The 24,053-nt window shown below is 61.4% G+C and carries 19 protein-coding genes and 1 tRNA gene; 11 read left to right on the top strand and 9 right to left on the bottom strand.

Features of this window, described 5'->3' with window-relative positions:
* Nucleotides 1-18 precede the first annotated feature (18 nt).
* Nucleotides 19-636, bottom strand: a complete 618-nt coding sequence (locus AS9A_RS19565; RefSeq protein WP_013808874.1) for a PDDEXK family nuclease — start codon at nucleotides 634-636, stop codon at nucleotides 19-21.
* 628 nt (nucleotides 637-1,264) lie between these two features.
* Here AS9A_RS19565 and AS9A_RS19575 point away from each other — a divergent pair.
* The gene (locus AS9A_RS19575; RefSeq protein ID WP_013808877.1) at nucleotides 1,265-2,521 is read left to right on the top strand and encodes a pyridoxal phosphate-dependent aminotransferase; all 1,257 of its coding nucleotides are present in this window, start codon (nucleotides 1,265-1,267) and stop codon (nucleotides 2,519-2,521) included.
* Here the strand turns inward: AS9A_RS19575 and AS9A_RS19580 are convergent.
* The 3 genes from AS9A_RS19580 to AS9A_RS19590 all read right to left on the bottom strand — a co-directional run bounded on the left by AS9A_RS19580 (nucleotide 2,515) and on the right by AS9A_RS19590 (nucleotide 7,017).
* Nucleotides 2,515-3,972, bottom strand: a complete 1,458-nt coding sequence (locus AS9A_RS19580) for an Hsp70 family protein (RefSeq protein ID WP_041451237.1) — start codon at nucleotides 3,970-3,972, stop codon at nucleotides 2,515-2,517. The two genes, AS9A_RS19575 and AS9A_RS19580, sit on opposite strands and share 7 nt — an antisense overlap.
* Before the next feature lie 176 nt (nucleotides 3,973-4,148).
* On the bottom strand, nucleotides 4,149-5,561 hold the full coding sequence (locus AS9A_RS19585; protein ID WP_013808879.1) for a hypothetical protein: 1,413 nt from the start codon (nucleotides 5,559-5,561) through the stop codon (nucleotides 4,149-4,151).
* A gap of 127 nt (nucleotides 5,562-5,688) precedes the next feature.
* Complete coding sequence (locus AS9A_RS19590; RefSeq protein ID WP_013808880.1) at nucleotides 5,689-7,017, bottom strand: UDP-glucose dehydrogenase family protein; 1,329 nt, start codon at nucleotides 7,015-7,017, stop codon at nucleotides 5,689-5,691.
* A 178-nt stretch (nucleotides 7,018-7,195) separates the two neighbouring features.
* Between AS9A_RS19590 and AS9A_RS19595 the strand changes: the two genes are divergently transcribed.
* The 4 genes from AS9A_RS19595 to AS9A_RS19610 all read left to right on the top strand — a co-directional run bounded on the left by AS9A_RS19595 (nucleotide 7,196) and on the right by AS9A_RS19610 (nucleotide 10,094).
* A complete protein-coding gene (locus AS9A_RS19595; RefSeq protein WP_013808881.1) occupies nucleotides 7,196-7,996 on the top strand; it encodes a VOC family protein in 801 nt (266 codons plus the stop codon).
* Between the two features lie 74 nt (nucleotides 7,997-8,070).
* Nucleotides 8,071-8,141 (top strand) — tRNA-Gly (locus AS9A_RS19600).
* Nucleotides 8,142-8,532: 391 nt separating this feature from the next.
* Nucleotides 8,533-9,117: an MmpS family transport accessory protein gene (locus AS9A_RS19605; protein WP_013808882.1), complete on the top strand. Its 585-nt coding sequence runs from the start codon at nucleotides 8,533-8,535 to the stop codon at nucleotides 9,115-9,117.
* A gap of 236 nt (nucleotides 9,118-9,353) precedes the next feature.
* Nucleotides 9,354-10,094, top strand: coding sequence for a class I SAM-dependent methyltransferase (locus AS9A_RS19610; protein ID WP_041452261.1), 741 nt, complete (start codon nucleotides 9,354-9,356; stop codon nucleotides 10,092-10,094).
* A 459-nt stretch (nucleotides 10,095-10,553) separates the two neighbouring features.
* Here the strand turns inward: AS9A_RS19610 and AS9A_RS19615 are convergent, their stop codons facing one another.
* A complete protein-coding gene (locus AS9A_RS19615; protein WP_013808884.1) occupies nucleotides 10,554-11,081 on the bottom strand; it encodes a hypothetical protein in 528 nt (175 codons plus the stop codon).
* Nucleotides 11,082-11,868: 787 nt separating this feature from the next.
* Nucleotides 11,869-12,432: a dCTP deaminase gene (gene dcd / locus AS9A_RS19620; protein ID WP_013808885.1), complete on the bottom strand. Its 564-nt coding sequence runs from the start codon at nucleotides 12,430-12,432 to the stop codon at nucleotides 11,869-11,871.
* Nucleotides 12,433-12,668: 236 nt separating this feature from the next.
* Between dcd and AS9A_RS19625 the strand changes: the two genes are divergently transcribed.
* The 6 genes from AS9A_RS19625 (at nucleotide 12,669) to AS9A_RS19650 (ending at nucleotide 19,443) form a co-directional block, all read left to right on the top strand.
* The gene (locus AS9A_RS19625; protein ID WP_013808886.1) at nucleotides 12,669-12,908 is read left to right on the top strand and encodes a LapA family protein; all 240 of its coding nucleotides are present in this window, start codon (nucleotides 12,669-12,671) and stop codon (nucleotides 12,906-12,908) included.
* A gap of 11 nt (nucleotides 12,909-12,919) precedes the next feature.
* On the top strand, nucleotides 12,920-13,165 hold the full coding sequence (locus AS9A_RS19630; protein ID WP_013808887.1) for a hypothetical protein: 246 nt from the start codon (nucleotides 12,920-12,922) through the stop codon (nucleotides 13,163-13,165).
* Nucleotides 13,166-13,223: 58 nt separating this feature from the next.
* On the top strand, nucleotides 13,224-14,570 hold the full coding sequence (locus AS9A_RS19635; RefSeq protein ID WP_148262515.1) for a lipopolysaccharide biosynthesis protein: 1,347 nt from the start codon (nucleotides 13,224-13,226) through the stop codon (nucleotides 14,568-14,570).
* Nucleotides 14,571-14,710: 140 nt separating this feature from the next.
* Nucleotides 14,711-16,546, top strand: coding sequence for an acyl-CoA dehydrogenase (locus AS9A_RS19640; RefSeq protein WP_013808889.1), 1,836 nt, complete (start codon nucleotides 14,711-14,713; stop codon nucleotides 16,544-16,546).
* A gap of 135 nt (nucleotides 16,547-16,681) precedes the next feature.
* On the top strand, nucleotides 16,682-17,410 hold the full coding sequence (locus AS9A_RS19645; RefSeq protein ID WP_049793798.1) for an ATP-binding cassette domain-containing protein: 729 nt from the start codon (nucleotides 16,682-16,684) through the stop codon (nucleotides 17,408-17,410).
* Nucleotides 17,411-17,430: 20 nt separating this feature from the next.
* Nucleotides 17,431-19,443 (top strand): YhgE/Pip domain-containing protein, encoded by a 2,013-nt coding sequence (locus AS9A_RS19650; RefSeq protein ID WP_013808891.1) that lies wholly within the window; start codon nucleotides 17,431-17,433, stop codon nucleotides 19,441-19,443.
* A 6-nt stretch (nucleotides 19,444-19,449) separates the two neighbouring features.
* On the opposite strand, the gene AS9A_RS19655 is transcribed toward AS9A_RS19650, so the two are convergent.
* From AS9A_RS19655 to AS9A_RS19665, 3 genes are all read right to left on the bottom strand, one after another.
* On the bottom strand, nucleotides 19,450-20,457 hold the full coding sequence (locus AS9A_RS19655; RefSeq protein ID WP_041452263.1) for an oxidoreductase: 1,008 nt from the start codon (nucleotides 20,455-20,457) through the stop codon (nucleotides 19,450-19,452).
* 7 nt (nucleotides 20,458-20,464) lie between these two features.
* Complete coding sequence (locus AS9A_RS19660; protein WP_013808893.1) at nucleotides 20,465-22,309, bottom strand: VanW family protein; 1,845 nt, start codon at nucleotides 22,307-22,309, stop codon at nucleotides 20,465-20,467.
* Between the two features lie 274 nt (nucleotides 22,310-22,583).
* On the bottom strand, nucleotides 22,584-23,894 hold the full coding sequence (locus AS9A_RS19665; protein WP_013808894.1) for an acetyl-CoA C-acetyltransferase: 1,311 nt from the start codon (nucleotides 23,892-23,894) through the stop codon (nucleotides 22,584-22,586).
* Nucleotides 23,895-24,053: the final 159 nt, after the last annotated feature.

The following is a 24,053-nucleotide window of genomic DNA, read 5'->3' on the forward strand; positions in this document are numbered from 1 at the left end:
AAGGTGGTGGACGGGGCCCTAGTCGCCCACCATGCTTATTCCCCTAGGCGGCGGCAGCTTCGCTGCTCTATCGAGCGCCTCGAGAATTCTCGCAATCAGGCGCTCGGGTTCGCGTAGATCCGCCCACGTCCACCGAATGACGATCCATCCCGCCTCGCGCAGAGCGTCTTCGCGGAGCTTCTCGCGAACCACAGCATCCGATGCGGATTCACCTGGACGCAACAACGCTCCATATTTGCTCAACCCATCGAATTCGCCGATGACCCCCGGAGCGAACAGGAAATCCACGCGCCCGATGAATCGCCCTGAACCATCGATGATGCGCACTTGGCTCTGAGGATGAAGGCCGAAGGCATGGAACAGTACCCGGCTGCGCGACTCCCCCACGCTTTCGCTGCGTTCAGAAAGAAACTTCACTGCCTTTCGCGCCTCACCGATTCCGTGCGCACCACCCAAATCGGAAAGGACCTCGTGTAGCGCGTCCCGAGTCACCAGCCCGCTGCGCATCGCTGCATCACCGACTACGATTGCCTGCTCAAACGGCACCGTGCGGGCAATATCGACGACGGTTCGCGCGGCGGACGTTACCCGAATGCCCGCACAAGTCGTCACGTGTCTGACAGCGAGCGTCGTCACGTGGACACGCCTCGTCCGTTCGCTTCGCGCTCCTGTCACTCCACATCTCGTGATATGAACCTGATCGAGAGGGATGTCCCACACTGGCAGGCCATGTATCAAGGCAGCGGAGACATGGCTCAGAACAGCATCCGTACGCTCCTGGCCCTCATAGACTGCCAGCGCGCGCAATATGTGGCGATCTTCTGCACGCAGCTTTTCCCACTCTCGTCGGGGCACGTAGCAATCCGGCCGCAACCGAACGAGCTCCCGCGTCCGGCAATTGCGCTTGCGTCGTGACGGGTTAATTCGGTTGACGAGGAGCCGTCTGTGCTTGGTGATCCGTTCGTAAGTCACGCATCCCACTAATAGCCACAAATCCGGCGCTCGGTGCGAGTTATCCACAGGAATGCAGTGGTAGCGCCGTGTTCAGGAGTTGTCCACAGGCCGTATTGTGCCCGTCGCGACACCCCGCTGCGGATCGGTGACGGTCTCACATCACCAGCGGGCTCCACACCACAGCCAGGGCCCGTGCGGACGCCCCGAAAATGTGGTGAACGATTGAATAAGCGGCAAAACTACCCGCTGGGTGCGTCACAATCCCGCCCCGCCGCACAAATTCGTTCGACAACGGTGGCACGATAGGCACGTGAGCCGAAACGATCCACTGCACCTGCACCACTACCATCCACGAGTCTTGCAGCAGTCCAGCAAGCTCCAGGATGTGCTCTACGAGATCCGCGGTCCCGTACATGAGCACGCGGCGCGTCTCGAGGCGGAGGGGCACCGGATTCTCAAGCTCAACATTGGCAATCCTGCACCGTTCGGTTTCGAGGCACCTGACGTCATCATGCGCGACATGATCGCCGCGCTGCCGTATGCGCAGGGATACTCCGACTCGAAGGGGATCCTCTCCGCGCGCCGGGCGATCGTCACAAGGTACGAGCTGATACCTGGCTTCCCCGAGTTCGACGTCGACGATGTCTTCCTCGGCAATGGCGTGTCCGAACTGATCGTCATGGTGATGCAGTCGCTGCTCGACAACGGTGACGAAGTGCTCATCCCGGCTCCTGACTACCCGTTGTGGACAGCGGCAACGAGCCTCGCCGGAGGCACACCAGTTCACTACCTGTGCTCCGAAGAGGACGACTGGAACCCTGACGTCGCCGATATTGAAGCCAAGATCACCAAGAAGACCAAGGCGATCGTGGTCATCAACCCGAACAACCCGACCGGGGCGGTTTATTCTGACCACGTCCTCGGACAGATCGTCGACCTCGCGCGAAAGCACCGGCTCCTGCTCCTCGCCGACGAGATTTACGACAAAATCCTCTACGACGACGCGAAACATGTTTCACTGGCCACGCTCGCACCTGACCTACTCACGCTGACCTTCAACGGTCTGTCCAAGGCGTACCGGGTCGCGGGCTACCGGTCTGGTTGGCTTGTGATCACAGGACCGAAGGATCATGCGCAAAGCTTCCTGGAAGGCATCAACCTACTTGCGTCCATGCGGCTCTGCCCGAATGTCCCTGCACAGCATGCGATTCAGGTCGCACTGGGTGGCCATCAGAGTATCGACGAACTCGTCCTTCCGGGCGGTCGGCTCCTGGAACAGCGCGACATTGCGTGGGAGCGGTTGAACTCGATCCCGGGGGTCAGCTGCGTAAAACCGAGAGGTGCACTCTACTGTTTTCCGCGGATTGACCCGGAGGTCTACGAGATTCACAATGACGAGCAATTCGTGCAAGACCTCCTGCTTCACGAAAAAATCCTCGTCGTGCAGGGAACCGGTTTCAACTGGCCGGAACCTGACCACTTCCGGATCGTCACCCTCCCCTACTCACGGGACCTGACGACAGCGATCGAGCGGATCGGGAACTTCCTCGCCAACTACTCTCAGTAGTCCTCGACGGAGTTTGGCTCGTCGGCGGCAGCGCCACTCGGGGGATCCGGATCCGGATCTGGCTCGGCGTCAGGTGGGGACGGGGATCCGATAGAGGTCGGATCTGGCACGAGGGGCGCGGTCACCGGAGGCGTATCTGCGGCCGGCGGGCGGGTCGTTGGTACCACAGTTGTGGGTTCTCGGGTGCGGGTCGGGTCTGGCGCGACAGCCGTCGGCGCGGTGGAATCAGGGGGCGTGGATTGCGGCGAGGTGGGCTCTGCGCTCGTGACTGATGGCTCGGCCGTGGACAACGCGGATGTCGTCGTTGGCGAATGTGGCGGCGTGGTGCCGACAGTATCCGAGGTCCTGGTGGGAGCAAGGGTAGGGATCGGTGCCATCCATTCCGTGCGCGGGGTCCGGTTCACATCTGATTGCGATGGGTACGGATCTCGCTGCGGCACGGTCACCGCACCTTGACGGTCACGGATGATGCTGTCCCATTGGGAGTTGACCTCGGAAGCAAGTACAAGCCCTAGACCCACGGCAGCAGTGAGGGAAACACCGACGGCCAGCGCTACCGTCCACGCCGGAAATCGGCGGTGTCTTGCACCCACTGCAGTACCACCGAAGGGTGTCTCAGACAGCAGCCCCAGAACTACCGCGTATGCAGGGTCGGTCGGCCGGAAGACGGGGACGCGGAACCACTCGCCAGCCAGACCTGTCACAAAAGGAAGTTGAGCGCCTGCGCCTACGACTGCGACAGCTGCAACAGCCACGTCCGACTCGGCGACTGTACGGGCAGCTCCCGCAAACGATGCCGCGATGATTGGCGTCAAAATCTCTGCGAGGCGCTCAGCGGTGAGGGAGATGGGCTGCTCCGCAATAATTGCCGAAGCGGGACTGCCGCGCGACAGCGAATCCTTGAGCTCCCTCGCTATCTCCACGGCCTGGCTGTGCATATCTCGCGTCACACCGAAGGATGTATCGCGAATATGGGCGGCGATCGCCTCATCAAACGCGTCTCCGCCCGCCGCCCGGTCGACGACGCGATTGACTACGTCTCCACTAGCGGCATCGACGAAGGAGTACGAAATCGCAGCAGCACCGATGTCGCAAACAAGGATGTACCCCTCCGGTGGGAGATCAACCGAAGCAGCTAGACCGGCCCATGCCGCGGAGCCTCCCGGTAGAAGCATCGGCCGGTATCCGGCCGACTCTAGTTCGCTGAGCAGACCGTGTGGGGCGGGCTCAGCGATCCGCAACCGACCCTCGTCCGCCAGAGCCAACCGGTGCTGGCGTTCGATGCCTGCAATGAACTGCCGCACCTGCTCATTCGAGAGCCCGGCCGCGGGTAAGGACCCGTACTCGACTCCACCGTCTGAAGTGCGCAGAGCCCAGCGCACATTGGCCTCGCCCAGCGCGATACCGAGTGTCGCCGCCACCATGCCCCCGCTCTGAAGAAGAAACGCCATCAGCAGCGCCGCGGACAATGATTCCCTGCAGCACTAATGTCTAATCGCGGGGACACGCCGTATTGGTACAGACCTCTCACAGACCCAGCCGTCCCGCGACACTGACAGGCGGACATCCTCACGGGCCCTCAGAACGGGCTCCCGCGATGCTAAGGATAGTACGCGCGCTGCTGTGTTCAGAATCCTAGCGGGACCTCGGTCACCACGTCTTCGTCAACGCTGTCCGGCTGATCTTCGCCATTCGACTCGTCTTCGGGATCACTCGCTTCGCCATCCGGGCCCTCCGCTTGGGAGCCTTCGTCCTCCGGCGCAACGGGCTGTGCCGCTTCCTCGCGTCCGGGCACATTCTCCGGCGGCTCGACCACCTCTGCTGGCAGCGGTTCTGCAGGAGGCGCAGGTGGAGCGGGCGGAGCCACCGGTTCAACTGGCGGCTCGACCGGCTGGGGCGGCGGCGGAGCGGGAGGATCAGGGAGGGGTGCGGGTGGTGGCGGAGGTTCCTCCGGTACCGGTTCTGGTTCCGCACGGTCGACGTGGTTGCGTGCGGAGTCAGCCGAGTCGCCGGAACTCGCTCCTGTGCTCTCTGCAGGCTCGGGAGTTTCAACCGGCGCCGTCAGACGTTCAAAGTCGTTCGCCGACGTTGCGGCAAGGTGGACCCCAAGCCCGACGCCTGCGAAGAGCGCGATGACCGCCGCTCCTGCGATGAGCTTTCTCGAGTTAGGTGATCTGCGGTACACGCCAGCTGGCCGCCGCTGTCCGCTGACTCGCGCAGCTTTCACCACCGCAACACCGGTCGCCGGAGTCGTGCCAGTCTGTTCTGCAGCGCGCGCCGCGGTAACCAGGCTGGCCGCTCCGATTGCGGCAACAGCGCCGGGATCTTCCGGGACGATGATGGGAACGCTACGGTAGTTCCGCGCAATGGGCGCGAGGAGGACGGCCGACGAGCCGATCAAGTAGATCGACTTCACGTCGCGCTGCGCATCCTCGGCTAGCTGAAGCGCCGCCTGAAAGGACTGCTCGGCGAGGCTTGCAAGTCGAGCGGTCACATCGGTGCGGTGCACTGTGACGCCACCCACATTGGCGGTCGCGCGGTCCGCGAGCAGCTTCCTCATCTCGTCGACGCGATGCCGGGAACCGCTCACTTGCTGAATCGCGACATCAATAGCTCGCTGACCCATGTACGGGTGGTAGTCCCGCGCGACGGTCTCTCCAGACTCCGGGTCGACGATGCTCACGGTCGCAGAGTTGTCGCCGAGACTGTAAAGGATGACGTCCCCGCGTGCGATGAAGACACCAATCTCCAGCAGGTAAGCCCACTGCGCGGCCGCGAGATCGACAAACTGCAGCGCACGACCCTCGTTCGACCCAAGCGCACCCTCGATCGACTGGATCGGCTCGAGGTTCGGGCTGGCGACCACCACGGACCGAATCGGCCCCGCCCATTCCTGCATCAGCGAGACAGCGGTCGCCACCGCATTCCCTATACCTTCGCTACCGACGGGGACGGTCTGCTCGTCGCATGAACCGTCCGGGTAGCGCAGCGCGGAGCGTAAATGCCGCGCATCCACTGCGATCCCCAGAACCGTTCCCACTTACTGTCCCTTCCCCTGCGAGCTAGCAACTTGCTCGAGTCACATGGGAGTTAGTGTGCGGGGACAAATCCCTTCAGATGCGAAAACGTTCCCGTTCGCAGTCAAATCGCAACACTAGGCACAGGAGTTATGCGGCGGCACGCCCTAATGCGCGGTAGGTCCAGCCTGCTTCGGCCCACTTCGGCGCATTCAGGCAGTTGCGTCCGTCAGCCACGACCTTCTTCCTCACGACACCCTCGAGAGCTGCCGGGTCGAGGTCGCGGAACTCCTGCCATTCCGTGAGAACCAGCACGATGTCGGCCTTTTCGCAGGCATCAGTGATCGATTCGGCGTAGTCCAGCGTCGGAAAGATCTTGCGGGCATTATCCATCGCCTTGGGGTCATAGACGCTGACGTTCGCACCTTTGAGCTGCATCTGGCCGGAGACATTCAGCGCCGGTGAATCACGCACATCGTCAGATTGCGGTTTGAACGCCGCTCCGAGTACCGCTACGTTTTTCCCCAGCAGTGAGCCGCCACTAGCCGCGGTGGCGAGTTCAACCATTCGTGTGCGACGCCGCATATTGATGCTGTCGACCTCGCGCAAGAATGTCAGCGCCTGATCGGCACCCAACTCCCCAGCGCGCGCCATGAACGCGCGTATGTCTTTAGGGAGGCACCCTCCGCCGAAGCCAAGACCGGCGTTGAGAAATTTGCGGCCGATCCGGTCGTCGAATCCAATCGCGTCAGCGAGCAATGTGACATCACCACCGACTGCTTCGCAGACCTCGGCCATCGCATTGATAAACGAAATTTTCGTCGCTAAGAAGGCATTCGCACTGACCTTCACGAGTTCAGCGGTCGCATAATCCATCACGAGGTACGGCGTACCGGCGTGCAGTGCAGTCGCGTAGACGTCTCGGAGCAGCGCCTCGGCCTGCCCACCTGGTTTGACCCCGACGACGATCCGGTCAGGCTCGAGCGTGTCCTTGACCGCATAGCCTTCGCGCAAGAATTCGGGATTCCACGCCAGTTCAACGTCATCCCCGGCGGGCGCTCGCTGTCGTAAACGTTCAGCGAGGTCCGATGCGGTCCCGACGGGCACCGTCGACTTACCGGCGATCAGGGCTGGCCTTCGCAGTAACGGCGCGAGAGTGTCGATCACCGCATGGACGTACTTCAGATCCGCGCCGTAGTCACCGCGCCGCTGTGGCGTGCCAACGCCGAGAAAGTGAACATCGGCGAACTCGGCGGCTTCCTCGTACGACGTTGTGAACGAGAGGCGGCCATTGTCAATGTTTCGCCGCAAGATTTCGGGGAGTCCCGGCTCATAAAACGGCACGTCACCAGAACGCAAACGTTCGATTTTCTCAGCATCAACATCGACACCAAGCACTTCGTGGCCCAGTTCCGCCATGCACGCGGCATGAGTCGCACCGAGGTAGCCCGTTCCGAAAACAGCCATCCGAATCGACATGACTGGACAATATGGGCGCTGCGTGAACGGAAGGCATCCTCATTCTGAAGTTCATCCGATCACTTGTCGTGAATCAGATCACGGAACACCGCACCGTTTGGGCACTCCTAGATCGGGTACACATTCAAGGCGTAGGCTTCGACGTGAGCCACGTCACTCTGAACTCGAAGGAGCGAATATGCCGCACCGAGATTCTTCCGAACTCGGCACGCCATGCTGGATCGACCTCATGAGTTCTGAGCCAGACCTCGTGACGCCCTTCTATACCGGCCTTTTCGGGTGGAGTTCGGAACGATCCGGCGAGGGCAGCGAAGACTACGTCATGTTCTACCTCAATGGACAACCCGTCGCGGGTATGGGCGCCAACACCGCCGACTCGGGCTTTCCCGATACATGGGTCCTGTATATAGCGGTCGAAAGTGCCGAGACCGCTGCTGCCGCGGCAAAACAAGCAGGCGGGAAGGTTCTTGTGGAGCCCACGACCGTGGGGCCAGAAGGCCGCTTTGCGATCATCGCTGACCCCGACGGCGCGACACTGGGCGTGTGGGAGGCTGACCAGCAGGACGGCTTCGGTGTGATCGCAGAACCCGGTGCCCCCGTGTGGTTCGAACTCAACACCCGTGACTTCGACACGGTCCGCACCTTCTACGCCACCGTCTTCGGCTGGCAATACGAACCACTCAACAATGAGGATGGGAATTTCCGCTACGAGACGGTCGTGGTGAACGGGGAGCAGGTTTGCGGACTCTTCGACGCATCTGACACGCTTCCCGAGGGGGTTCCGTCGCACTGGCATTCGTATCTCGGAACACCCGACACGGACCAGACCCTTCAGCAAGCAGCAGAACTTGGCGGGGAAATCCTCCAGGAACCATTCGACACCGAATACGGTCGAATTGCGCGCTTCAGTGACCCGACCGGAGCATCCGTCACGGTCTGCTCGATACCCACTCCCGACGACGAAGAGTCACCCGGCTGAACCACCAGCGTGCCGCCTACACATGGCTGCGGAAAGCTTGCTAGACTCGGCAGCCGCAGCCACTTAGGCCGCGCGCCGATGTAGTTCAATGGCAGAACATCAGCTTCCCAAGCTGAATACGCGGGTTCGATTCCCGTCATCGGCTCGTATGCAAAACCCCAGCTCAGAGCGTGTTTCTGGGCTGGGGTTCATGCTTTGGGGACACGGCTGGCACCTCCACAGCACCTCCCGCACGGCGTGTAGACGAGCTGTGGACCGGGCAGCACGACCGACATGGCGGGTCGTCCGCCATAGCTGTGCCGAACGTAACGTAAGACGAGGCCGAAGCCGCTGTAATACTCGCGGTGACACTGGTGGGCTGGTTCGAGACGGGCAAAGTGCAGAAATAGATCTACCCCGCTGCGGTAAACCTGCCTGCATCACGACGTCTCTGGCACGGCCCTGTAATAAATCGATCACTCGTGGCGATTTGTCGTAAGCGTACGAACGCCAATGTCATACTCGCGTCATTTCCGTGAACGAAAGGGCCATCGCCAGTGCCAGATCAGCCCCCACCCCAGCAACCGAATCCCGGACAACCCAATCCGGGGCAGTATCCGCAGGGCGGCCAGCCGTACCCTCCGCAAGGCGGGCAGTCCGGCGGGTACCCACCCCAGGGCGGGCAGTACGGGCCACCACCGGGGTACTACCAGCAGCCACCCAAGAAAAAGAAGAAGTGGCCGTGGATTCTCGGCGGAATCATCCTGTTCTTCGTGCTAATTTTCGGCGGCTGCATGGCACTGATTGGTGGGGTCGCGACCGAACTCGACAGGGAGTCGGAGCGCGAAGTCACTGTCACCTACGAGGTCGAGGGCGACACGCAAAGCGCTTCCATCACCTACTCGGGCCGCGATTTCAACACCGCGCAAGACACAAACGTCGCCCTCCCGTGGACGACCGACGTAACAATCGCTGGTCTCGGCAAGACTGTTTCGCTTTCGGCGAGCAACGATTACGACACGGGTGGGCAGATCACCTGCCGCATCCGGGTGGGTGAACAGGTCATTTCAGAGCAGACCTCCAGTGGACCCTTCGCTACCGCAAGTTGCATCGGCAACGCAGGCGACGCAACCGACGAATAGCAGGCACGCCCTGGGGTTGCATCAGCACCTCCAGGGCACCTCCACCTCCTAGCGGGTAGCCACGTAGCGAACCCGCACGCCGCAGGATCGGCTCACACAGAAACGCCCTGGTAGAGGTCTTTTCGTCCGCCAGGGCGTTCGTATCTCACCTAATTGCACGTTTGTCCGGAAAATTAACGGCGACGGGAGCGCCGATCTCGGTAATGGCCCGGGTGTCGCTGATACCATCGCAGCCCATGGCCACCGAAATCACTCCCAAGAAACTAAAAAAGATTAAGGGCTGGTTTTCACGGCTCGACCAGAAAATTTTCAAGTTTCTCCTTAATGAGGCTGATGACCTTTGCGGGGGAGGAGATGCCGCTGAGATTGGCGTCTACCTCGGCAAAAGCGCAGTCCTCATCGGAAGCTATATGCGACCGGGTGAGGTTCTTACGGTCGTGGACCTTTTTGGAGCCCCAGCCTCTGATGACGATAATCGGGAAGAAAACAAGATCTTCGCACCGAAGATCAGTATCGAGAAGTTTCGTGAAAACTTCTTAAGGTTCCACCCGGAGTTGCCAGTCACTATCCAGGGTCTCAGCTCAGTTATCACCGACCACGCCAGTCACGGCAGCCACAAGTTCGTTCACGTCGACGCATCGCACCAGTACGAGCACGCAAAAGAAGACATTGCCTCTGCCAGGGTGCTGCTCAAGCCCCAAGGCATCGTCGCGGTGGACGATTATCTGCACCCAAACTATCCGGGGGTTGGCGCTGCACTATGGGACGCTGTCGCAGGTGGGCTCAACCCCGTCCTGCTCACTCCTTTTAAATTTTACGGCACATGGGGCGACCCCCAGCCCTGGAAAGACCGGGTCGCGGAAAATTTGGACATACTCGGTGCGCCACACGAAGAAATCTCTTTGCGAGGTACACGCGTGCACAGATTTTCCATCGAGCTGCCCGTTATTGTGCGCAAGCTATTGAAACTAAGTTAATACCCGCACGGAAGGAGATGGCGCTGCCCGCTGGGCGCAAGTACCTACGAAGCCGCGTGCTTTGCGTATGCTGGCCCACGTTTGGAGGATGAGCAACGGCTCTCCGCGCTCGTAGCCGGTGGGACGGCCGGTGCCTTTGTCGGCTTTGGGACGCTGCTCGTCTGGTTCTCCGTCGGTGCTGGTGAAGGTACGACCCTTTGGAGTTCCTCCGCAGTCGGAGCGGTGGTGGTAGGAGATCCATTCTCAGCGCCCACCGAGCGTTGCGCTTCGCCTGCCGCGAGACCGACTGTCGCCGCCACGGCAGCCTCCGCCCCTCAGGAAGCGCTTCCTGCGCGCGCGTCCAAAGTAGTACGCGGACTGGTCAGTTAGGAATGCAGCGGAAGTGCGTCAACGCATCTCCAGATGTGGAATCATGCGGCAGCGCCTACCCGGCTACCGGGGCAGTCTCGGCGTACCGACTTAGATGGAGCCGAAGAGGCCTCCGACAAAATCAAAATCGAGGCTTCCGCCACCTCCACTGGACGGGATGCGAAGGGATCGCGTGTCGACGGTGTTTGACGCCGTCAGCGAGTTGCAGGATGTGGTGAACAAATAATCACCTTCGAGCGCCGATTGCGGAATGCTGATCAGCTCGGCGAGGTCACTGAAAACAGGGGCGAGGTCCGCCGTGCCGCCTCCTGAACCCTCAGAGAATGGGTGGGTAAAGCCATGGGGGACAAGAACCCCGTCTTCCCCGGGCCAGGGTGATCCCTCTTGAAAATGGATCGATAAGATGATTCCGGGTCCGCCAGCAATGACTACTGTACAGTCCGTCGCGTACTGGCCGCCGGGCGTTACACGCGCATTCTCGATGGATACGTCGAGGATGTAGCCGGTGATGCTGATATCGACGTCGGCTTCGACGGTGTCGGCAGCAGCGGTTGCAGTAGGGATAAGGAGAGCTGCGGCAGTCGCCAATGCGATCGTGGCGGGGCGTGAGAACGGCATCTAGGGGGCCTTTCGCAAAATCGGGAAAATAGGGCGGCGCAACCAAAGGTAGCCGTGGTGCGAAGGCCACGCCCGGCAGAGCGAGAAAGTTAATTCGAACGCACGACAATTTTTCGAACGAATGGGCCCGCCCCGAAACTATGCAGAGAGTCCGGAAATCCAGGGTGCGCCGGTCGCTCCGGAAGAGCAATTGTCACAATCGCACACAAACCTCGGGAACTCGCACGCGCGGTCTTTGAGCGAGGGCTAACGACGGTGCGAGCGCAACTCCGGACTCTCCCCTGTTGTGCCGGCGGGAGCCTCGGCATGAGGGAGCGCAGCACGTTGGCAAAGCAGCGTTCGACCGCCTAGGGTGCGGCGATCGCCGCGTGCATGGCACACACCGCTGCTGATCACACGGCTCTTTGCCCGGATACTGACGAATAGAGGACCGATACCCTATCACCGATCTAGAGTGGGGTCTTAGGACTCTTCTCAGCGCAACCCGTTCCTGATGATCAAGTTCCAGCTAGCGAGCGGTCACCTATAAATGGCCAGTGCCAGACGCTGTCAAACAGATCGAGCGGGTCACCTTCGTTCACCGAGCGCTATGGAAGTTTGTTCAGGGGGCACGGATCCCCGATTAACCCAGAAGCGGGTCGGCTCCTGCGACGCTACATTCTCGACGGTCCGAACCGGCTTCTTAACGTCGTCCTCAAGGCGACACGAACCTGGTGGGGCGCGAGTCCCTGTCCAGCCGCTGGCCACGGACGCCGCCGCGGCGGTAGATGTGCCGAAATGCTGACACCTACTGAAAGTTCATGTACGCCTTCGACGGTGTGGGGCCGCGCTGCCCCTGATACTTCGACCCGGTTTTGGCACTGCCGTACGGATGCTCTGCTGGGCTTGAAAGACGGATCAAACACAGCTGCCCGATCTTCATGCCCGGCCATAGCGTGATCGGCAGATTCGCGACGTTGGACAACTCAAGCGTGATGTGGCCGTTGAAACCAGGATCGATGAATCCTGCAGTGGAGTGGGTCAGAAGCCCAAGCCGCCCCAGGGATGATTTCCCTTCAAGCCGACCGGCAAGATCGTGCGGCAACGTACAGATTTCGAGTGTCGAACCGAGAACGAACTCACCGGGGTGCAGTACGAACGGCTCATTATCAGGCGCCTCGACCAGCGACGTTAACTCGTCCTGCCGCAGTTTCGGGTCGATGTGCGTGTACCGGGTGTTGTTGAAAACCCGAAAGTACCGGTCGAGTCTCACATCGACGCTTGAGGGCTGCACGAGCGAATCGTCGTACGGTTCGATTTGGAGGCGGCGAGCGGCGAGTTCAGCTCTGATATCGCGGTCAGAAAGCAGCACCGTTAGAGGGTAGCGGGGATTCGCCCGAAGTCCATGCCCCGGGTTTCCGGCAAGTGGGCGGTTATGCGCGAGTTTCGGCGCCAGAATGACTACACAACTGCCCACTCGTGCCCCTAGGTCCCACGGGTGCCCCTACTTTCCCGACGGCGGTACGTACCTGAATAATCAGCCGGAAGCCCACGACGACGCGGATTCGTCATACGATGTGGCTAATACGCCGCGCGAAAGGACTGGAAATGACCGCGCCAGGCAAAGAGAAGACTTCCCTGTTCACCGCGAAACGGGTCGCGGCGCTAGTGCTCGCCGTCCTCGCGCTGATCTTGATATTCCAGAACACAGTCCGCGTTTCAATAAGCGTGCTGTGGCTCAGCCTGGAATGGCCGATGTGGCTCGCACTCTCAATCATCTTCGCACTCGGGCTTGCGGTCGGCGTCCTAGTGGGCCGGAGTCGCACGAAGCGCAAATATGGCCGGTGAAGGCGATATCTATGGCATCTAAAGGTCCACGCACCGGTGACGTAATTCTCTACGTCATCATCTCCGCCGTCTTCCTGAGTTCTGTCACCGCGATCGCAGTCGTCTTTCCTGAAGTGCGGCAGCCACTGATCTTGCTGGTGGCGATCCCGATGTGCATCGGTTTTCTTGTCCTGTACGGCTTCGATGTCTGGCGCGACCGTGACGGAACCGACAACGATAGACGGGTTATATCCCGGAAGGCACGCGACGAAAACTGAGGCGATCACAACACTCGTCTACAGCCGGTAGCCGCAGTGCTGCCCCTAGACTCAAATCGTGCAAATCGCTGGGTCTGGAGATTGGGAGCCATCGTCCTCGGTGGCGGCCGGGGCACTCCCTTCCCGGCGCGTCCTCGCTGCGGATTCACTCGTGTCCCTCGCGTCGAACGTCTTCGGCGCGATGTCGAACCTCATTTTCTGGGTGGTTGCAGCGTTCCTCTACAGCGCGGCGGATGTCGGATCAGCGGGCGTCGTCATCGGTGCTGCGCTCGGCCTAAGCACACTATCCAACTTCGGAATGGGGACGCTCGCGACACAATACTTGCCAATGTCGGGGTCGCTGGCGATGCGCTGGTTCTTCCGCAGTCACTACGCGGTGTTCACCGCAAGCCTCGTGACGGGCACTGCGTTTGTGATCGTCGCACCCCGGAGTCTACTTTTTGGCAGCCCCACTGAAGTCGCCATGTTCCCGGTCCTGGTGGCAATTCTGTCGATCTCGATGCTGTACGACCCTGCCGCTTCGGGACTGGGTCGCGCTCGATGGGGAGCGTTGGCAAACGTCAGCCATGCGATGATGCGACTGCTGCTGCTTCCGCTTTTCGCGGTGGTGCCGTTCGGCACGATTGGTGTGGTTCTCGCCTGGTTTTTGCCGGTGACGATCCTGGTACCCATTTTGAGCGTCGCAATCATGTCCCGCATCGGCACGACAAAACTGACCGAGATCGCTCCCCGGCAAATCCGCCGCGGCCAGTTGTTGCGCGATTTCCGCAAGTCTTTCGCTCCAGCCCTGCTAGCAGCCCTGGTTCCGGCGCTCCTGCCGCTGATCGTGATGGTCACTCTCGGAAGAGAGCAGGCGGGGTACTACATCGTGACGTTTTCATTGGTGATGATGTTGGCGGTTCTCATGTCGGCGACGGTTGGCCCGTTCGTCACAGCAGCAGGTGATTACGCAACGGACCTGGCGGGCCTCACCTACCGGTTCGGCTTCGTCCTGGTGCTGGCCACCTTGGCCAGCACAATGTTTCTCGCGATTATTGCGCCGACCGGATTGGGCATCATCGGTGAGGACTATCGCACATACGGTGGGCCCCTATTGGCCCTGGCCGCGGCAGCCATCCCGTTTCTTGCGCTGCAAGCGTTCTACGGGGCGTTCTCCCAGCTCCGCAGGGACTACCGGAAAGTGATCGCAAGCCAGTTCTTGAGCACCGCAACGTTGCTGCTCGGGGCGACCATTTTCGCTGGTCAATACGGCCTTGTCGCCGTCGGCTGGTCCTTCCTCCTCGCTGAGGCACTGGTTGCGGCAGTGGTCTTCGTTCCCACCGTTCGAGCGATTCGCGCAGCTACCCGCATGCGTGAGCCTGGACGGGCCTATCGGGGCGCTGCGGGAAGCACAGTCGCTACCTGATTGTGAACCACTTCGCAAGATGGCGTATTGGCAGCAGCGGATCTACCACGTAAACTGAGCTAAGTTACTGGCGAGTAGTTACAGAATGACTAGCCAAGCCGGTATAGCGACCGCATCAATCTCAACGGAGAGAGCTAAGAATGGGCCACTACAAGAGCAACGTCCGTGACCTGGAGTTCAACCTTTTCGAGTTCCTGCAGCTGGACGATGTCCTCAAGTCGGGAGAGTTCGGTGACCTCGATACCGACACTGTCCGTGACATGCTGACCGAGGTTGCGCGACTGGCTGAGGGTCCTCTTGCTGAGGCCTACGCCGACGCAGACCGTAACCCGCCGGTATTCGACCCCGAAACCCACGAGGTCACACTGCCCGAGTCGTTCAAGAAGTCCTTCAAGGCTCTCTGGGATGGCGAGTGGTACCGCATGGGGCTTGCCGAAGAAATCGGCGGTATCCCCGCTCCGCGCACCGTTGTGTGGGCGATCGCTGAGATGCTCCTCGGGTCGCAGCCTGCAGCGTTCATGTACCAGGCGGGACCGTCGTTCGCGAACGTCCTGTACCACCTCGGCACCGAAGAGCAGAAGAAGTGGGCCGAGCACGTCGTCGAGAGCGGCTGGGGCGCCACCATGGTGCTTACTGAGCCCGACGCTGGTTCCGACGTGGGCGCCGGACGCACGAAGGCTGTGCAGCAGGAAGACGGCACCTGGCACATCGAGGGCGTCAAGCGATTCATCACCTCCGCGACCTCCGATGACCTCTTCCCCAACATCATGCACCTCGTCCTCGCCCGCCCTGAAGGTTCAGGCCCAGGCACCAAGGGACTGAGCCTGTTCTTCGTGCCTAAGTACCACGTTGACTGGGAGACCGGCGAATACGGCGAGCACAACGGCGTTTTCGTGACCGGCGTCGAGCACAAGATGGGCCTGAAGGCTTCGTCGACGTGTGAGCTGACATTCGGCCAGCACGGTAAACCAGCGGTGGGCTGGCTCGTCGGTGAGGTTCACGACGGCATTGCCCAGATGTTCGAGGTGATCGAGCATGCTCGCATGATGGTCGGCACCAAGGCGATCTCGACCCTCTCAACCGGTTACCTGAACGCTCTCGAGTACGCGAAGGAGCGCGTGCAGGGTGCGGACATGACGCAGATGACCGACAAGACGGCCCCGCGCGTACCGATCACCCGGCACCCTGACGTTCGCCGCAGCCTGATGACGCAGAAGGCGTATTCCGAGGGCCTTCGCGCTGTTTACCTCTTCACCGCTGCACATCAGGACCTTGAAGCCGCCAAGATCGTCTCCGGCGCCGACAAGGATCTCGCGTTCCGCATCAATGATCTGCTGCTCCCGATTGTTAAGGGTGTCGGCTCCGAGCGTGCTTACCAGTACCTCACCGAGTCGCTGCAGACACTCGGCGGGTCCGGCTTCCTCCAGGACTACCCGATCGAGCAGTACATTCGTGATGCGAAGATCGACTCGCTTTACGAAGGCACGACAGCCATCCAGGCGCTCGACTTCTTCTTCCGGAAAATCGCGCGCGACAAGGGCGTCGCCCTGACGCATGTCGCTGGCGAGATCAAGCAGTTCATCGATAACCCGAACGGTGACGACCGCCTGAAGAACGAGCGGGAATTCCTCGGTGCCGCGCTCGAGGACGTTCAGGCGGTGCTGGGCACCTTCTTCGAGCACCTTATGGGCGCCGCTGAAGACACCAAGGAGCTGTACAAGATCGGTCTTGGCTCGGTCCGGCTGCTCATGTCGGTCGGTGACCTCCTTATCGGGTGGCTGCTGCTCCGCCAGGCGGAAGTGGCGCTTGCTGCGCTCGACAAGGGCGCCAGCGACAAGGACAAGGCCTTCTATGAGGGCAAGGTTGCCGTGGCGTCGTTCTTCGCCAAGAACGTCCTTCCGGAGATCAACGCGATCCGTACGGTTCTGGCGAACATCGATCTCGACATCATGGAACTCGACGAGGCAGCGTTCTGATCGCTTCCGGCTAGAGTTTTCTCTCCACTGAGCGGGGTGTTGCTGCGCGCTAGCGCAGCAACACCCCGCTCGTTCTTAGTCCGAGGATGAGGACTACGCTGCCGAGCAGTGCTCAACGTGGAAAGATCACCAAACATGACTGACGCGGACGATTCCCAGCACGATGATGCGGGCGGAAGTGAGCCTCCAGTCGTGTCCGCACGAGGGATTGAGCTGAAAGGTGCGCGGGGGCGAGTCTACGGGCCGTGCACTTTCGATGTTCCTGACGGAGAATTAACGGTCATTCAGGGCCCACCTGGCTCAGGGCGGACGTCCCTGCTACTGACCATCACTGGCCGCATGCGCCAAGCCACCGGAGACCTGACGATCCTGGGCCTGCCCTATCCGAAGAAGGGACGCCGTATTCGGTCGTACACGGCGATCGCGGGGTTCGCCGAAATCGACGATCTCGACGAGGCGGTGACCGTCGGTGAAGCGATCCGGGAGCGCCGTACGTGGGCTGCACCCTGGTATCGCCCGGTGCGGAAGGTGAAGGACGCTGCCGTAGCTGACGTGTGCGAACTGGTGTTCGGCGACCGGGCAATCCCCTCCGCAAACACGGTCATCTGGGAGCTAGGCCAACTCGACCGTCTGCTATTGCAGGTTTCCCTCGCGCTGATTCGAGACCCCTACCTGCTCGCCGTTGACGATTTCGAACAGATTGAAAGCAACGCAGACAGGGTCTACTTCACGGAACGGCTCAGGGCCATAGCGTCAACATGCGCAGTCGTCACTACGGCGGCGGACAGCATCGGTGACCCTCAGACGATCTGTCACCTCGACCCCGGCACCGAGACTCGCCGCACGCCGCAGGCTGCCCGCTAAGGCTATTCGGAGACTTTGACATGGTTGCTGCATTCTCATTCGGCTCCGAGCTCCGGAGGTTCAGCCGGGAACGCCTGCCACGCCTGGCCCTAGTCGCGATCATCTTCCTGCCCCTGCTGTACGGGGCGATGTACCTCTGGGCGTACTGGAATCCGCTCGACAACGTCGACCGGATGCCTGTGGCGATAGTCAATAGCGACTACGGCGCGCTAGTCGACGGGGTGACCGTACGCGTTGGTGAGCAAGTCACACGAGAACTGGTCCGGCGCGGAGATCTCGGCTGGGAACGCGTATCCCTCGCGGAAGCGCAGGCCGGAGTGGAAGACGGACGATACTACTTTGCGGTTGAATTCCCCACAGATTTCAGTGAAGCAGTGACATCACCGTCAGGTGAGAATCCACGCCGCGCGGTGATCAACGTAACCTACAACGACGCAACAAGCGCGATCGGCACGACAATCGCAGAAACAGCGATGTCCAGGATCCTCAACGTCCTCTCCGAGCAAATCGGTGCTCAGGCAGTCGATCAGGTCTTGTTCGGTCTGCAAACCGTGCGGGGCGGCCTAGTCGAGGCGGCGGACGGAGGCCGACAGCTCGCAGGTGGCACTGGGGAACTCCGTGCTGGCGTTGCGGAACTCGATGATGGCGCGAACCTCCTCGCGACGAACCTGCGAACCGCGAGCGAAGGAGCGTCAGCACTTGCTGACGGCACCGGCCAGCTCAGCAGCGGGGTCGATCAGCTCGCTGAGGGTGTACTGCCCCTAGCTGGGGGGCTGCGAGAACTCGAGGATGGCGCGCGGCAACTCGGAGATGGCGCTATTCAGCTGAGTCAGGCAGTGAGCCTGCTCGTTGACCAGCTAGATGTCCTCGGCGCACGGCAAGCCGAAATAACTGGACTCATCCAACTCAAGGCGGACCACCTGTACGCGGTCCCCCACCCTGCAGTGCACGACGCCGCTAGGGAGCTCGAGAACCTGCGGGCACAGATCGACCGCGAAGGTCTGGGACCAAACGAGTTGAGCGATCTTCGCAGGTTGCGCGACGGAGCGGCGCAACTCGCATTCCAGCTCGGAGATCCCACTAGCCCCTTCCGCACCGGGCTAGCGCTCGCTGCTGACGGCGGGGGCGAACTGACCGACGCGATCATCCAGTTGAGGGACGGAGCCAATGAGCTCAACGCAGGCGCAGGCGAACTTAGCGCTGGTCTTCAGCTGCTCGCCACAGGCGGCGACGCGCTGGTGGACGGGGTCGGGCAACTCGGTGCCGGTACGGCGCAGCTTGATGATGGTGCGAACGCGCTCGCCACGGGCCTCGCGCAAGGAGCTCAGCAGATCCCCGAATGGGACCAGCGGGAGCGGGCCGGGCGCGCAGAGGTTATCGGTGGGCCTTTGGTACTCGACCAGCGTAACCTGGCTTCCGCTGCGAACTTCGGTACCGGCGTAGCACCATTCTTTATCTCGCTCGCACTGTTCATCGGCGGGTTCATTATCTGGATGGTGATGAGGCCCATTCAGACTCGTGCGCTCGCGGCCGGCCTGGGCGGGCTTCGGACGGTGCTGGCGTCGTACTGGCCAGCGGCGGTGATCAGCGTCGCGCAGGGGGTCGTGATGTACGCCGTGATCCGCTATCTTATCGGTCTCGAACCCAGCAACGGCCCTGGGATGCTCGGATTCCTCGTGCTCACAGGCCTTTCTTTCCTGGCGTTCACTCAGGCAGTGTTTGTGGTGCTTGGCTCGTCCACAGCGCGCGTCGCTGTTCTGGCACTCCTGATGATCCAGCTGGTATCCGCGGGTGGCCTTTACCCGACGGAAACGACGGGCCGACTGTTCGAGGTGATACACCCGTACATACCAATGAGCTACTCGGTCAGTGGACTGCGGCAGCTGATCATCGGCGGCGCAGACGGCCGACTCTGGACTTCCGTCGCTGTACTGGTGGGGCTGCTCGTCGCGTCGATCGCGGTTGCGGCAATCTCTGCGCGGCGACAACAAGAGTGGACGATGAAGAGGCTGCACCCAGCCCTCAAGGTCTAAAGAGGATCAGAATCCACCCTGGATCTGCACCACGGTCCGACCCGTCACCCCACCTTTCTTGATGGTGGCGAGGACGTCACTAACGTCGCGCGCGGCAACCTCGTTCGTGACGAGTTGAAGGTGCTTCGGGCGAAGGTCCGTCTGCAGCCGCGCCCACACCTCACGCCGACGTTCGATACCCAGTTGCACCGAATCGATACCGACTAAGCGAACTCCTCGAAGTATGAACGGCAACACTGTCGTGTTGAGCCCGGGGCCACCGGTGAGGCCGCTTGCCGCGACGACACCGTCGTACCTCATCGTGCTCAGCACGTATGCGAGTGTCGCCCCTCCCACGCAATCGACTGCGGCAGCCCATTCCGACCGGCCGAGGGGTCGCGGCTTGGCGTCAGGATCTTCCGGAAGCCGACCGATTACCCGAGCTGCACCGAGTTCACGCAACAGGCTATGGGCATCGGACTTACCAGTTGACGCAACAACTTCGAACCCCAGTCCAGCAAGCAGGTCCACACTGACGCTGCCCACGCCTCCAGTCGCGCCGGTAACCAGCACCGGGCCCGACTCTGGTGTCACGCCATTGTCCAGCAGCGCAGCAACGCTCAACGCGGCGGTGAAACCGGCGGTGCCAATTGTCGCGGCCTCCCTAGGTGACAAGGCGGTGAGTTTCACTGCCCAATCAGCCGGTACGCGCGTGAATTCCGCGAATCCACCGTCGCGGCTGACCCCGATCTCATACCCGTGGGCGAGCACCAGGTCACCAGCGACAAAGCCGGGGTGTTCTGACGCAACTACTTCGCCTGCTAGATCGATGCCCGGGACAATGGGGTATTCCCGGACTACCCCTCCGCGCGGGCTCACCGCGAGCGCATCCTTGAAGTTAACGCTCGAATAATGAACCGCGATGGTGAGTTCGCCTGCCGGCAAATCAGATTCGTTGCGCTCCTCCGCGGCTAAGACCACACCATCGCCACTCTCACGAGCGACGAGCGCTGAGTACGTTTCGGCCACTGTCATTCGGTCCTCACTCACCTTCGGGCTCAGCTGGCGGTTCATCACCGTTTCCGGCGGGAGGCGGCTCGGGTGCCGGGTCGTCCCGAGGGGCACTCGGGGCACCGTTGTCGTCGTCGTCATCGTCGCTGTCGCGCTCCCGCGCGGGCGGCGGAGTCGGCTGTTCACACACAACGACGGGCTGCGCCTCGTACGTCACTGTTCGTGTCTCGCGTGAGATCTCTTCGTTGGTGTTCGCGTCGGTGATCACACGCGTATCGCTTGTCGTGAAGCCCTGCCCGCCACTACTGGGCTGGCAGTTCGGCCCAGCCGGGAGCACGATCCGCCGCGGTTGCGTATAGTCCCAGCGTCCGCCGTTAATGGACTCCACGTTTACCGTCTTGGTGCCCCACACCCGGACAGTCACCGAGGACATGTCTCCGTACGCTTCGAGGAGGACGCCGGTGTCGTACGGGTTCTGGAACTGCAGGTCGATCGAGCCCTCGAACACTGTTGCTTCCCGGCCGGCGGGATAGCGAGAAATGTAATAGCTGTGCTCGGTGTGCTCGATATCGTCGAGACCCGCGAAGTATCCCGCGTTGTATAGGGTCGTCGCGAACTGGCTGACGCCACCGCCGACCGCTGTTGACGGACGCCCGCTGTAAATGATGCCGGAGTCAATGTAACCCTGCGCGTAGCCGCGCGGACCAGTGTGATCATTGAGTGAGAAGGTCTCCCCCGGCTTGATCACGGCTCCGTTGACTTGCTCTGCCGCGCGCCGGATGTTGACACCAGAATTTGGAGTGAATCCACCCGTCGTGAACTCCGCGATGACTTCGTTGATACCCAGTTCTTCAGCTTCTTCAGTCGTGAACTGAGCGTCAGTGGTCCTGTACGTGGCGGTCACGGTCCGGTTCGACGTCTCACGCATCAAATTGTCGATATCGGTGAATGTCTCGTCCCAATCCACGCCGCGCCCGTCCTGGTGCGGCACAACGACCGGACCTTCCGAGCCGACCCGCACTGTCGCATCCACCGCTGGAGATTCGGTGTCCGCGAGCTGCGGCGAAAGTATCGTGGATGCCGCATTGACGTCATAGAGAGGTTCGAGGCCACCATCCTGATCGGGCTGGAAACTGAGGAAGTCCCCAACTTCCTCGGGCTCGAGCACAGCTTCCGTGTCATCTTCGCCGATGACGACGAGGGATGTCGCGACAGCGGGCTCCGCGATCTCACGCATCGCGCTTTCGACCCCTTCCGGGGTGACCGTGACCTCGTCCACCTCAACAGGCAATTCGACCGGTTCGCGAGCCAGCCAGTTCTCGATGATCACCTCGCGCGCTCGTTCTGGCTCTACGACAAGCCCATCGAGTGGTTCAACCGCGACTGGTGTTGCACCGTCGAATTCGATGTCCCCTTCCACGGCTTCGCGGTCGATCTCTTCGCGCACATCATCAAGTGCAGCATCGAGTTGGGGGTCGTTCACCGCGCTGACATATCCGATTTCGCGCTCACGGAATAGCGCCATCAATCGAGTCAGCGGATTGATCGGCTGACTGCCCGCCCTATCCACAGTCGCGTCCCAGTCCAGGTTGAGCCCTGATTCGGACGGCAGGAGGTCCACTTGCACGTCCCCGCCTACCACCGTGAACGGCTCGTCGATGCGCGGCTCGATCTCGCGTCGCAGCCGGGCTTCAGCTTGCTCAGGCGTCAGACCCCCAATTGAAACGGCGGCAACCGTAACGCCCCTCGGGATTTTGCCGCTCGAGGTTACCCAATCGAGGATGTACGCGACGGCGGCAATGACGATCAGCCCAGCGAGGGTGACGACGATCGTGCGGAAACCTCGTTTTGATCCACCTTGATCATTGCCTGCCACTGTGCCTACCCCTGCCTCCCCATACGGGTGTCGCTGAAGAACACGCGCTTTGTCCCAGTTCCGCTCTAGCGTAAGCGCTGCCCGGAGAAGCCGGCGAATCGGCTCCCGGTGTCACACAACGAAGAATCCCGCGCTTCCACCGGGTCGGGGGTCGGATGTCAGCGCGGGACTACTTGCGTATCGCACAGCACCGCGGTCGTGTTACCTACAGAAAAATCGTGAAAAACTTTCCCTCCGCACGAGGGAAAGTCCTTCACGATTCAGGGCGAAACTCTTACCGTTCGATGATGGCGACTGCACCCTGCCCACCTGCAGCGCAGACGGAAACCAGTGCGCGGCCAGAGCCCTTCTCAGCGAGCATTTTGGAAACGGACGCGACGATGCGGCCACCAGTAGCTGCGAACGGGTGTCCCGCAGCAAGCGACGACCCGTTGACGTTCAGCTTGCTCCGGTCGATTTTGCCGAGAGCACTATCGAGGCCGAGGCGCTCCTTGCAGTACTCATCGGACTCCCACGCCTGGAGGGTGCAGAGCACGACAGACGCGAACGCCTCATGGATCTCGTAGAAGTCGAAATCCTGAAGTGTGAGGCCGTTGCGCGCAAGCATGCGGGGCACCGCATAGGTTGGCGCCATGAGCAGGCCATCGGGGCCATGGACGAAGTCAACCGCAGCTGTTTCGTAGTCGCGGAGGTACGCGAGTACCGGCAGGTTGCGTTCCGCGGCCCACTCGTCGTTCGACAGCAGCACCGTTGACGCACCATCCGTCAGTGGTGTCGAGTTTCCTGCGGTCATCGTCGCGTCGCCGAGCGAGACACCGAAGACCGGCTTCAGTTTCGCGAGCCGCTCCACGGATGAGTCTCCACGCATGTTGTCATCGCGAGCTAAACCGAGGTAAGGCGTGACGAGGTCGTCGAAGAAACCCTTGTCCCACGCCGACGCCATGTTCTGGTGCGAAGCGACCGCCAGCTCATCCTGCGCCTCACGGCTGACGCCGAACTCCTTGGCAGTGATCGCCGCGTGCTCACCCATGGATAGGCCAGTGCGGGGCTCACCGTTCTCGGGGATTGACGGCACAATCTGGCTCGGACGCAGGTTGCCGAGCAGCTTCAGTCGCTGGCCGGCGGTCTTCGCGCGGTTGAGGTCCAGGAGAACGCCGCGGAGTTCCTCGTTGAGCGCAATGGGCGCGTCGGAGGTTGTGTCGCTGCCACCGCCGACTCCAGCGTCAATGCGGCCGAGCGCGATCTGGTCGGCGACGATGCTCAGTGCGGTGAGACCGGTGCCACATGCCTGCTGAACGTCGACCGCAGGCGTGTAAGGCGACAGCGCGGAACCAAGCACCGATTCGCGCATCAGGTTGAAGTCGCGGCTGTGCTTGAGAACAGCACCGCCCGCGACAAGTCCCAGACGCTCACCTTGCAGGCTGAACCGGCTGACAAGACCGTCCAGTGCTGCGGTGAACATGTCCTGGTTCGAAGCCTTGGCGTACGTCTTGTTGCTCCGAGCGAACGGAATACGATTGCCGCCGATAATCGCGACGGGCTTGGTCTGACGCCCTTCGGGAGCGTTAGCCTTCGAGGTTGCCACTTTGCGTCTCCATACAATTCGGGAGTGTTGGACTACCGCGTATTCTTACTCACCGGTAAGTTGGTTGTCGATACCGCGTATTCCGCCGTACATTCGTGCAGGATACAACGCGTCGGGGGGTAACCGGCGAACGCCATGCACAACGGCGTTTACGGCGGC

It is taken from the genome of Hoyosella subflava DQS3-9A1 (assembly GCF_000214175.1).
Taxonomy (GTDB): domain Bacteria; phylum Actinomycetota; class Actinomycetes; order Mycobacteriales; family Mycobacteriaceae; genus Hoyosella; species Hoyosella subflava.

Bases quoted from the DNA above. Each gene is read 5' to 3' on its own strand.
- AS9A_RS19580 (WP_041451237.1), bottom strand. From the start codon at position 3,972: ATGGCGTTTCTTCTTCAGAGCGGGGGCATGGTGGCGGCGACACTCGGT.
- AS9A_RS19590 (WP_013808880.1), bottom strand. From the start codon at position 7,017: ATGTCGATTCGGATGGCTGTTTTCGGAACGGGCTACCTCGGTGCGACT.
- AS9A_RS19595 (WP_013808881.1), top strand. From the start codon at position 7,196: ATGCCGCACCGAGATTCTTCCGAACTCGGCACGCCATGCTGGATCGAC.
- AS9A_RS19610 (WP_041452261.1), top strand. From the start codon at position 9,354: ATGGCCACCGAAATCACTCCCAAGAAACTAAAAAAGATTAAGGGCTGG.
- AS9A_RS19615 (WP_013808884.1), bottom strand. From the start codon at position 11,081: ATGCCGTTCTCACGCCCCGCCACGATCGCATTGGCGACTGCCGCAGCT.
- AS9A_RS19625 (WP_013808886.1), top strand. From the start codon at position 12,669: ATGACCGCGCCAGGCAAAGAGAAGACTTCCCTGTTCACCGCGAAACGG.
- AS9A_RS19630 (WP_013808887.1), top strand. From the start codon at position 12,920: ATGGCATCTAAAGGTCCACGCACCGGTGACGTAATTCTCTACGTCATC.
- AS9A_RS19640 (WP_013808889.1), top strand. From the start codon at position 14,711: ATGGGCCACTACAAGAGCAACGTCCGTGACCTGGAGTTCAACCTTTTC.
- AS9A_RS19645 (WP_049793798.1), top strand. From the start codon at position 16,682: ATGACTGACGCGGACGATTCCCAGCACGATGATGCGGGCGGAAGTGAG.
- AS9A_RS19650 (WP_013808891.1), top strand. From the start codon at position 17,431: ATGGTTGCTGCATTCTCATTCGGCTCCGAGCTCCGGAGGTTCAGCCGG.
- AS9A_RS19655 (WP_041452263.1), bottom strand. From the start codon at position 20,457: ATGACAGTGGCCGAAACGTACTCAGCGCTCGTCGCTCGTGAGAGTGGC.